Origin of the sequence: Marinobacter manganoxydans MnI7-9 (assembly GCF_000235625.1) — a bacterium.
GTDB lineage: Bacteria > Pseudomonadota > Gammaproteobacteria > Pseudomonadales > Oleiphilaceae > Marinobacter > Marinobacter manganoxydans.
This window is the reverse complement of the sequence record NZ_AGTR01000045.1, coordinates 1-8,838: the sequence shown is the minus strand read 5'-3', so window position 1 is coordinate 8,838 and position 8,838 is coordinate 1. Positions and strand designations below refer to the sequence as shown.

Below are 8,838 nucleotides of genomic sequence, written 5' to 3'. Positions count from 1 at the left end.
CCTGGTCTACCGACTCAATATGTTGATCTCCGGATCGGAAGAAGGGGCTGTTCGCGACCTGAAGAACCCGGTTGGTCAGTGCAGGGTCCTTCAAGATAATGCTAACCAGCTCCCGTCTGTCCGAGTTCTCCTTGGACAGGGCGTGCAACAGCTTGGGGAGAATCAGCGGCTGACGTGGCAACTCTTCCAGTTTGCCAGAGCTTATTCTGCTTTCCAGTTGGGCGACAATGGCGCTTGTGCGCTCGTCGGTTTTCTCCAGTTGGTGTGGCTCCACGTTCAAGAGCCAGGAGAGCAAGCCTTCTTGCAGACTTCCCGAGACCTCGTCTACGGCCAAGAAAACTGGATCGCTCGTCTCCTTATCGGCATGGCCCGGTTGGGAGGTAGTCGCGAGCTGCGATTTTGTCGTCGAGGTTCCGAAGAATTCCCTAACCCATTGAAGAGTGCGTCGCACCCATTTCCCCTTTTACTACGATAAAAAAGACTGTCTTCAGGAAGCATGACGATCGGACAGATCCTGACGCTGGAGTGTCCCTGACAGTTTTTAACACTCTCGAGACGCCCTCTCGCTTCGCTGTTATGAGCATCAACGAAGTGCAATGGCACTGCTGAAAAACTAACACTTAACAGTTAGTTACAATTAATCTAAGAGAGAGTTTTATAAACAGTTTAATGTTTTGTCAAGAATATGAGACAGCGTTCACTCTTTATTGTCTTCTACTTGATCTGGAGGGTGAGTTAGACCGTGGTTTGTCTTGTGGGATTATCCGAAATTACGCTCAATCAAAAACGGCCAATTCCGCATGATAGAGCCTTTAGAGAGGAATCAAACAATCCAACATAAGGGGCCGGCCATTGCGACTTATCAGGGTATGCAAGGCTTCCAGTTGTGGGGCAATAGCTCGTTGATGGCGTTGTTTTTCTGCGTCGGCAGCCGAGTCAGAACATCCTTTAGATAGGCATAGGGATCGTGCCCGTTCAGCTTCGCGGACTGGATCAGCGTCATGACCGCAGCTGCCCGTTGACCACTGCGCAGTGATCCCGCGAACAGCCAGTTGGAACGACCCAGCGCCCAGGGTCGGATCTGGTTTTCCACCCAGTTGTTGTCGATGGGCACAGCGCCATCGTCCAGGTAGCGCGTCAGCGCTGCCCAACGTTTGAGGCTGTAATCCAACGCTTTGGCCGTGCCGGAGCCATCTGGCACCTTCTGGCGATGCGCCAGCATCCACTGATGCAGTGCGTCAGCCAGTGGTTTGGCTCTGGTTTGCCGGATTTCCCGTCGCTTATCCGGCGGCAGGTCTTTGGATTCTCGCTCGATCTCGTAAAGCCCGCCGATGTATTCCAGGGCCTTGGCTGCCAACTCGCTCTTGTTGGCTTCGTGCAGGTCGTAGAACTTGCGCCGGGCGTGGGCCATACAACCGATTTCGGTGATGCCATTACCGAACCCGGCTTTGTAGCCAGCGTAGTCGTCACAGACCAGCTTGCCCTGCCAGTCACCCAGGAAGTTCCGGGCGTATTCGCCCGCACGGCTGGGCGCGAAGTCATAAACAGTGGCTTTGAGATCCGAGAACGGCGTGGTGCAGTAGGCCCAGACGTAGGCTTTGTGAGTCTTTTTCTTGCCCGGAGCCAGCATGCTGACCGGCGTTTCATCGGCATGCAGAACGCTGTGCTCCAACAGGGCATTTCTCAGTGCATCCACCAGGGGCTGCAACTGCACACCGCAGGCACCCACCCATTCGGCCAGGGTGGAGCGCGGGATTTCTAATCCGGCACGGCCGAAGATGCGTTCCTGGCGGTACAGCGGCAGATGGTCGGCGTACTTGGCCACCAGCACCTGGGCCAGCAGACCGGCGGTGGGGATGCCCTTGTCGATCACCTGCGCTGGAACCGGTGCCTGGATCAAGGTCTCGCATTCTTTGCAGGCCCACTTTCCCCGGATGTGGCGCTCCACCGTAAACTCACCCGGGACATAATCCAGCTTTTCACTGATGTCTTCACCGATGCGCTTGAGCTGGCAGCCACAACGGCACTGGGTATTTTCAGGCTCGTGGTGGATCAGGGTGCGGGGCAGTTCCGGTGGCAGCGGGGTGCGCTTGGGCTGCTGCTTTGGCCGAGCGGCTTTCTGCTCCTCGGTCATCGCCTGGTCCAGCTCGGCTTCGATGGCGGCCAGGTCGCTGTCGATCAGTTCGTCCAGCAGTTTCCCCTGAACCGCATCGAGTTGTTCACTACGACGGGCGTACTTGTGACGCTTGAGGATGGCTACTTCGTGGGTCAGCTTCTCGATGATGGCATTGCTGCGTACCAGCTCCCGCTCCTTCCGGCCCAAGGTTTGATCCTTGGCATCCAGAGAGTCCATCAGTTCCGTCGCCAGGGCACGGAGCTGATCGGCAGAGAGATGGTTGATATCGGGGCGCTGAGTCATGTCCCATAGTATGCCAAGCCCTTGTGCTGCAAGCGATTCGCAGTTCTGGCTATGGCGAAATTACTGCACTTGTGGTTACAGGATGGAGATGACGCCGCCGGCCCCTAGGCGCTGCCAGGGCAGGCCCTCAACCAGGGCGAATAACTGTTCCTCGGTCAGGCGCAGTTGGTCACCGCGCCAGGCTTCGCCCCAATGGAACTTGCCGCGGTTCAGCCGGCGGGCACACAGCCAGATGCCCAGGCCATCGTGGATCAGAACCTTCATCCGGTTGCCCCGTTTGTTGGCGAACAGGTAGGCGCAATGGGGCCTGGCAGAACCGAACACCTGAATAACCCGGGCCAGGGCCTTGTCGGGCCCGGCCCGCATATCCAGCGGTTCGGTAGCCAGCCAGATCTCGTCAATGCGGATCATCCCAGCAGGTCCCGTAACAGCGCAGCACACTGGTGCGCCTGCTCCGCAGGCCACTCCACCACGACCGAGCCACCGGCGCGGGGAATCTTGATGCGGATGGTGCTACGCTTGTCTGGAACTGATTGGTTGCTCGGTGCAGAGGTTGCCGCTGGGAGAGCGACCGACACAAATCCCGATCTTTTCGGCGCTCGTCGCGCTTCATTAATCCAGCGCCGAACCATGTTGGTGTTGAGCCCATTCTCCAAAGAAATCCGGGAAACAGAAGCTCCGGGTTCTAGGCACTCAGCAACGATGTCGGCTTTAAACTCAGGAGAAAAGCGGCGACGCTTCTGATAGGGCTTGGTTGCGCTTACGTTGTTCATGTTAAGTGTCCACTAGAAAATAAGTGGACACTATCCTGACGGCAGCAGCGCCAGGATCAAGATGGGATCACCAGACGGTTACAGAGCCAAAACCAAAACGCATCTGAATGAATTTGAAGACAAGGCACTTACTGAAGAAGAGCTGGCAGCAGTCTGGGATGCGCTGAGAGTTGATTCGCCTAACAACCCATGGCCGAGATTAGAGGCGGTTCGTGTACGTAATGCCATCATGTTTCTCGTGTTGTATGAAACAGGTATCAGGAGAGGGGAGCTCGGGAACATTAGGGTTAGTGATGTCAATTTTCGAACCCATACCCTTAAAATTCGGCGACGTCAAAACTCTAAATCCGATCCGCGTACACGTCAGCCAAACGTTAAGACGAGAGAGCGTGGTCTTCCGATTTCTGAAGAACTCAGCGGACATATTGAAGCTTACGTATTGAACGAGCGACGCTGCAACAGGGCCGCTCGTAAACACGATATTTTATTCGTTTCCCATCAAGGGGCAACGCTTGGTCATCCGCTCGCTATGGATTCGATCAATTATGTATTCCGTTGCCTTCAAGCAACCGTCCCCGCGTTATCCGGCATTCATCCCCATAGGCTGCGACACCATGCCAACTATGAGATTACGCTAACCATAGACGAGAAATATAAAGGGAGGCCGCCCGAGGAGCGCCAAAAAGCCGATCAGCAAATACGCTCCCAGATTATGGGTTGGAGCCCTACCGGGACTCAGCAGGCCCGATACAACAAGAGATACACTCAAGAAAAAGTTGAAGAAGCGACCAGCAACCGCAATGAAAAATTCTCATCCGACGAGCGAAGAAGGGTTCTCAACACATTTCTGGATAATCAGCCGTCGGGAGAAGGTAAATGACACTCGCGTTTCATTCACAAATAGAAGTTGATGAACTTCGAGCTCTGCTTGAGACAGAGTTCGTTAATATCAACGATTATAGGTATCGCCCAATTGATCCGATTTGGAGGCTGACCAACAATTCGAAGCTTCATATACAGATGGATTCAATCTCTGAAATCTTTCCCATTGAAAAGCGACCGTACTTTAGAATCGCTCTAGCACATTATGCAAAGGGTCGCTCCGGTTCCACCGTTAGTAATGTATGTCAGGCACTCTGGTTCGTGCACAAGAGTTTTCCCAATGAGGACATGTTAAGTGAGGCCGGCTTTCTATCGATCCGTGCCGGTACTAGGAAAAGCCACGAATGGAGATTGTCAACAATTCGAGGGTTTTTCCGCTACTGGCATAATATTGGGTATTGGGGAGTCAGCAAGGAATTTCTGGCGTCCATAGCCGACATGAGACTTGAGAGTAACTCCAAATTCACCGCTATACGCAACAGTGACCCGCACATAGGGCCATATAGTCCATTGGAATCTCAGGCAATCTTTGATTGCATGAACAATGCATTGTCAGCAGGAACTATTGATCTCACGGACTACTTCTCCGTTTATCTGCTGCTCACCACTGCCCAGCGGCCTGTTCAGCTTGCTGCTCTGCGTTTTTCTGATTTTTATCGGAGAAACAACAAGTTTTACGTGAATGTACCCGAAGCGAAGGGGCGCGGTGTGCCTTTTAGAGGGCGGTTTACAGAGCATGAAATCCCCGAGGATGTGCACATTGCTATGAGGCTTCATAGACAGCGTGTTTACGACGAAATGGGAGAGGGGGCTGAGTCTCTAGATCTTCCGGTGTTCCCAAATTACGGAGAGTTCCGAAGGAGCCCCGTCTCCACTCAAGCCGAGTTAACGATTGATCATTATCTGCCATCTACCTCGCTATCGGACGCATGTACGCGGGTTGAGCGGGAAATCCAGGCGAGGAGTGAACGGACTGGTGAAACAATTCATCTCACGCCGAAACGTTTCCGTTCTACGATGGGTACAGACATGGCAAGGGAAGGTTATGGTGCCGCTGTAATTGCGGCGAAGCTTGGTCATGCGGATTTGCAGCACGTTGGAGCGTATGTGGAGTCTCAGCCGGAGTTTGCTGAGCTGATCAATAAAGCCGTTGGTTCTATGTTAGCGCCGCTAGCCCAAGCGTTTGCTGGCACATTGATTCGTGATGAAGGAGAAGCAGTGCGTGGTAATGATCCGGCCAGTCGAATTCGCACAGTCGATGGCTCCAAAACGGTCGGCAATTGCGGTTCGTACGGGTTTTGTGGCGTCAATGCCCCCGTCGGGTGCTATACCTGTAATCGTTTTCAGCCCTGGGTCGATGCCCCTCATCACGAGGTGATGGATGCCCTGTTAGAAGAGCGACAGCGTATCCTCGATGTGACAGGCGATAAAACGATTGCGGCACAATCGGATCGCTCGATTCTCGCAGTGGCGGATGTTATTCAACAATGTTCGGACCTGAAGGGGGCTCAAGCATGAGTTTTGTTCTGGAGTTCAAGTCCGAAACAGGGCGTAATGCTGATAGACAGGTTCAGGCCTTTATCGACTATGCGAAAAGCCTCACGGCATTTGATCGACCAGAGCAGCCTTTGGATTGGCAGGCAAACAATTGGTCGCCCTGGAAGACTGGCCAATGCGGCCTTTGCACGTTTCTGAAGGCTGGCATTCCTTCTTCGAAAGTTCATCCAAGCCAAGCTCGCGACGAATACTTTCTGGACGTCGAACTGCGGGACTTTGCAAAGGCTTATATTCGTTACAGTCTTGCACGACAGCCAAAAAAGAATCCCCAAGAAATACAAGCGCTAAGGGTGCTCGAAAAGTCGCTTCTTGATCTGAAAGGTCGTGCGGTTATTTCACAGGTAGATGAGAATGTTTTAAGCCACGCTGCGCTGCTGGCCAAAGAGCTCTATCCCGGTCCTTGTTACCAAGTGGGTGGGCAGCTAGAGCGATTGGCGAATTTTCTGACATCGAAGCAGATGGTAGAGCAGCCTTTAGTTTGGAAAAATCCGATTCGTCGCAAGACCGATGTATCAAACGGGCATCGGAATAAAAAAGCCGAGGCTGCTGCGAAATTGCCTGACGAACGGGCATTGGATGCGCTCGCCGAAATTTTTGCCTTGAAGCCCGAGGTTCATCGCGACATTGTCGCAACGTCGATGGTTGGCATACTGGTCAGCGCCCCATCACGCATCTCTGAACTGTTGGAATTGCCATCTGATTGCATCATCAAAGAATGGAACCGTACGGATCAAAAAGATGAATTGATGCTCCGATTTCATGCGAAGAAAGGTGGTGGCTTTATGAAGAAGGTGATACCACAAGCCATCGCAGATGTGGCAGAGGAAGCAATTACACGATTACTGGCAATTACCGAAAAACCTCGAAAATTAGCTAAATTTATGGAGGATCACCCAAATGATTTTCCACCTCATGAGCGCCTTCCTTTGGTGGGCCAGGATACTTTGCTATCTCCGGAGCAGATTTGCGATGCGCTCGTACTTCTGGATATTAAAGAGACGCCTAGTAGAAAAAGGTCTGCGGTAAGAACCTGGTTGACCACGCGCCTGACGACAGCCCAGAATCGTGTTGCTCAAGATACTTCGTATTCTGAAGTGGTGCGTATTCTACGTGAGGCGTTGGAGGGTATGCCGCTTAGAAACCGTAGCAAGGAAACGCTGCCGGACACCCCCAAACTTACCTTGCGAAAGTTGAATGTAGTAATTCGCAAACTATACCTCCCTGATCATTTTCCCTACACAACCCCCGATGCAATCACCAAGCATTCTGATGCGCTTCTGTGTTTCTTCTACAACCAGCTCAACACTCAGTTTGATTCGGTTAAGCCGTGGGCTCTACAGAACTTTACTAAGAACTGGCTCAATAACGAAATTGGGATCTCAGACGCCCGCGCTAAGTTGAAGAAGGAATCGATCTTTGAGAGATGGAACTATCAAGGTGAGTATTACCGGGTCACATCACACCAATTTCGTCATTATCTAAATACTCTTGCACACCGAGGGCAGGCTGGCGAACTTGAAATTGCACGTTGGTCAGGTCGAGCAAATCTGTCGGATAACGCTGCATACAATCATATGAGCGACGATGAGTACGTAGACCGTATGCGTGAAATTGGTCTCGGCAAAAGTGACAAATCTGATTTGGTGCTGAAATCAACGAAGAATATGCCTATTACCTTGGCTGAGCTTGAGGCTGACGGCGACAGAATTGCTCACGTAACGCTTTACGGGGCCTGCGTGCACGATTTTTCCATTGAGCCGTGTCAAAAGGCACCGGGACTGCTTATCGTGTCAGGAACACCGCTGTATTAAGGGAGACGATGAAAAGCTTAAGCGCATCAAGGAGCTGAAAAAGATGCATGAGACGCAGCTGAGCAATGCGCTAGAGGGTGCCGAGAGTGGTTACTTCGGCGCTGACCGCTGGGTACAGTTTTACAGCGGGAAATTGGAGCGTGCTAATCAGCTCATTGAAATTTTAGAGGATCCAGCCATCGAGGATGGGGCAGTCATCCGTATGGGCACAGATGTGGGGTTCAGCCCAATCAAGAGGATTATGGCCGAGCAATCCCAGGATACATCGCGGCAACTGCCAAACCAAGTGGGAGACTCTGATGAGTTGGAATCGTTGAGAAGGTTATTGGGTAGGTAGCAATAGTGGCAAAACATTTAAAACCAAATGATGTTGAAAGGATAGTCGGCTTAATCGATAGTTTCGAGTATGACCTGACCTGGGAGAATCTTGTTAGCGAATGTAAAGCGAAACTTGGTATTACAACAACCCGACAAGCTTTATCTCGTAAAGATCGAATCAAAGACGCATTTAATTTACGAAAGAAGGCCCTAAAATCGAACCGTGGGGAATATTATTTTCGACCGAATAGCCTGGACTTAGCCCATCAGAGGCTTAACCGGCTTGCTCACGAGAATGAGCGCTTGAAGCTCGAAAACGAGCGATTGCTTGAGCGTTTCATAAGGTGGCAGTACAACGCGGCTCTGCGCGGCGTTACGGAGGCGATGCTTGATCGGCCGTTGCCGCAGACGGACCTTGCTTCAGACCGTAGCTAGCTTTATCAATCCGTTGTAACCATCCTCTAGAGTTGATAGCAGCGTTATCGAATGAGCAGCGCATCAGCGCTGGACCAGAATCATGTTTCAAGCGGTTAATATGAAGGCATATAGTCCGCACGGCTTTTGCCCGCTTGCATTCACCGGACGCATCGGCAGGAGTGAGGCCAATTTCCGCAGTTCGAACATTTGTAGACTGCTTTTTGATTCTCTAGATTGAGAGCAGCCTCAAAGTCTGCTTTTTCTGTTTCATTGAATCCGAGCTGAGTCGAGTTGTTTATAACCCAAATAAGCTTTTCCCTGCCAAGTTTGCCTTTCTCCATGCGGCGAAGCAGGCTGGCCTTCATTTCTTCTCTTTTCGCCAAGCTTTCAAAATTGTCAGCTTTAGCTTGTATGGCTTTTCCCCTCGCCTCCAGGGCCTGATGACGACATGCTAAATCCTCCTTAGCCTGTTTCTGGGCCAGCCACTTCAGTCTATTCTGTTTACTTCGATATATCCCTTCTGCGCGTGAACGTTCCTCTAGCCCGGATTTCTCATAGTGCTCCAACAACCTTCGCAGACCAAGCCTGGTAGTGCCAGATCCGAGTGGTCATGGTCGAAGTTGGCGATTATTTAGCCAGTTTCCGGCATTCAGGCACAATT

10 protein-coding genes are annotated in these 8,838 nt (G+C 51.9%); 5 read left to right on the top strand and 5 right to left on the bottom strand.

The window, feature by feature from the left end:
- From KYE_RS11890 to tnpA, 4 genes are all read right to left on the bottom strand, one after another.
- The coding region (locus KYE_RS11890) for an HDOD domain-containing protein (RefSeq protein WP_008173622.1) at positions 1-334 on the bottom strand (334 nt) is incomplete at its 3' end.
- Positions 335-862: 528 nt separating this feature from the next.
- Positions 863-2,419: an IS66 family transposase gene (tnpC, locus tag KYE_RS11885; RefSeq protein ID WP_008173619.1), complete on the bottom strand. Its 1,557-nt coding sequence runs from the start codon at positions 2,417-2,419 to the stop codon at positions 863-865.
- Positions 2,420-2,494: 75 nt separating this feature from the next.
- On the bottom strand, positions 2,495-2,830 hold the full coding sequence (gene tnpB / locus KYE_RS11880) for an IS66 family insertion sequence element accessory protein TnpB (RefSeq protein WP_008173617.1): 336 nt from the start codon (positions 2,828-2,830) through the stop codon (positions 2,495-2,497).
- Positions 2,827-3,192, bottom strand: coding sequence for an IS66-like element accessory protein TnpA (gene tnpA, locus KYE_RS11875; RefSeq protein WP_008173615.1), 366 nt, complete (start codon positions 3,190-3,192; stop codon positions 2,827-2,829). The genes tnpB and tnpA overlap by 4 nt, the downstream gene beginning before the upstream one ends.
- Positions 3,193-3,253: 61 nt before the next feature.
- Between tnpA and KYE_RS11870 the strand changes: the two genes are divergently transcribed.
- The 5 genes from KYE_RS11870 to KYE_RS11850 are packed head-to-tail and all read left to right on the top strand — an operon-like array spanning position 3,254 to position 8,195.
- The gene (locus KYE_RS11870) at positions 3,254-4,072 is read left to right on the top strand and encodes a tyrosine-type recombinase/integrase (RefSeq protein WP_008173613.1); all 819 of its coding nucleotides are present in this window, start codon (positions 3,254-3,256) and stop codon (positions 4,070-4,072) included.
- Positions 4,069-5,592 carry a site-specific integrase gene (locus KYE_RS11865; protein WP_008173611.1) on the top strand — a complete coding sequence of 508 codons (1,524 nt, stop codon included), beginning with the start codon at positions 4,069-4,071 and terminating at the stop codon, positions 5,590-5,592. The genes KYE_RS11870 and KYE_RS11865 overlap by 4 nt, the downstream gene beginning before the upstream one ends.
- On the top strand, positions 5,589-7,442 hold the full coding sequence (locus KYE_RS11860; protein WP_008173609.1) for a hypothetical protein: 1,854 nt from the start codon (positions 5,589-5,591) through the stop codon (positions 7,440-7,442). The genes KYE_RS11865 and KYE_RS11860 overlap by 4 nt, the downstream gene beginning before the upstream one ends.
- Before the next feature lie 43 nt (positions 7,443-7,485).
- Entirely contained in the window at positions 7,486-7,779 is a 294-nt protein-coding gene (locus KYE_RS11855) for a hypothetical protein (RefSeq protein WP_008173607.1), read from the top strand.
- A 5-nt stretch (positions 7,780-7,784) separates the two neighbouring features.
- Positions 7,785-8,195, top strand: coding sequence for a hypothetical protein (locus tag KYE_RS11850; RefSeq protein ID WP_008173605.1), 411 nt, complete (start codon positions 7,785-7,787; stop codon positions 8,193-8,195).
- Between the two features lie 140 nt (positions 8,196-8,335).
- Here the strand turns inward: KYE_RS11850 and KYE_RS11845 are convergent, their stop codons facing one another.
- Complete coding sequence (locus KYE_RS11845; RefSeq protein ID WP_139043671.1) at positions 8,336-8,743, bottom strand: hypothetical protein; 408 nt, start codon at positions 8,741-8,743, stop codon at positions 8,336-8,338.
- Between the last annotated feature and the right edge of the window lie 95 nt (positions 8,744-8,838).

Excerpts from the sequence above, each read along its gene's own strand:
- tnpC (WP_008173619.1), bottom strand. The coding sequence starts at position 2,419 with ATGACTCAGCGCCCCGATATCAACCATCTCTCTGCCGATCAGCTCCGT.
- tnpB (WP_008173617.1), bottom strand. The coding sequence starts at position 2,830 with ATGATCCGCATTGACGAGATCTGGCTGGCTACCGAACCGCTGGATATG.
- tnpA (WP_008173615.1), bottom strand. The coding sequence starts at position 3,192 with ATGAACAACGTAAGCGCAACCAAGCCCTATCAGAAGCGTCGCCGCTTT.
- KYE_RS11870 (WP_008173613.1), top strand. The coding sequence starts at position 3,254 with ATGGGATCACCAGACGGTTACAGAGCCAAAACCAAAACGCATCTGAAT.
- KYE_RS11865 (WP_008173611.1), top strand. The coding sequence starts at position 4,069 with ATGACACTCGCGTTTCATTCACAAATAGAAGTTGATGAACTTCGAGCT.
- KYE_RS11860 (WP_008173609.1), top strand. The coding sequence starts at position 5,589 with ATGAGTTTTGTTCTGGAGTTCAAGTCCGAAACAGGGCGTAATGCTGAT.
- KYE_RS11855 (WP_008173607.1), top strand. The coding sequence starts at position 7,486 with ATGCATGAGACGCAGCTGAGCAATGCGCTAGAGGGTGCCGAGAGTGGT.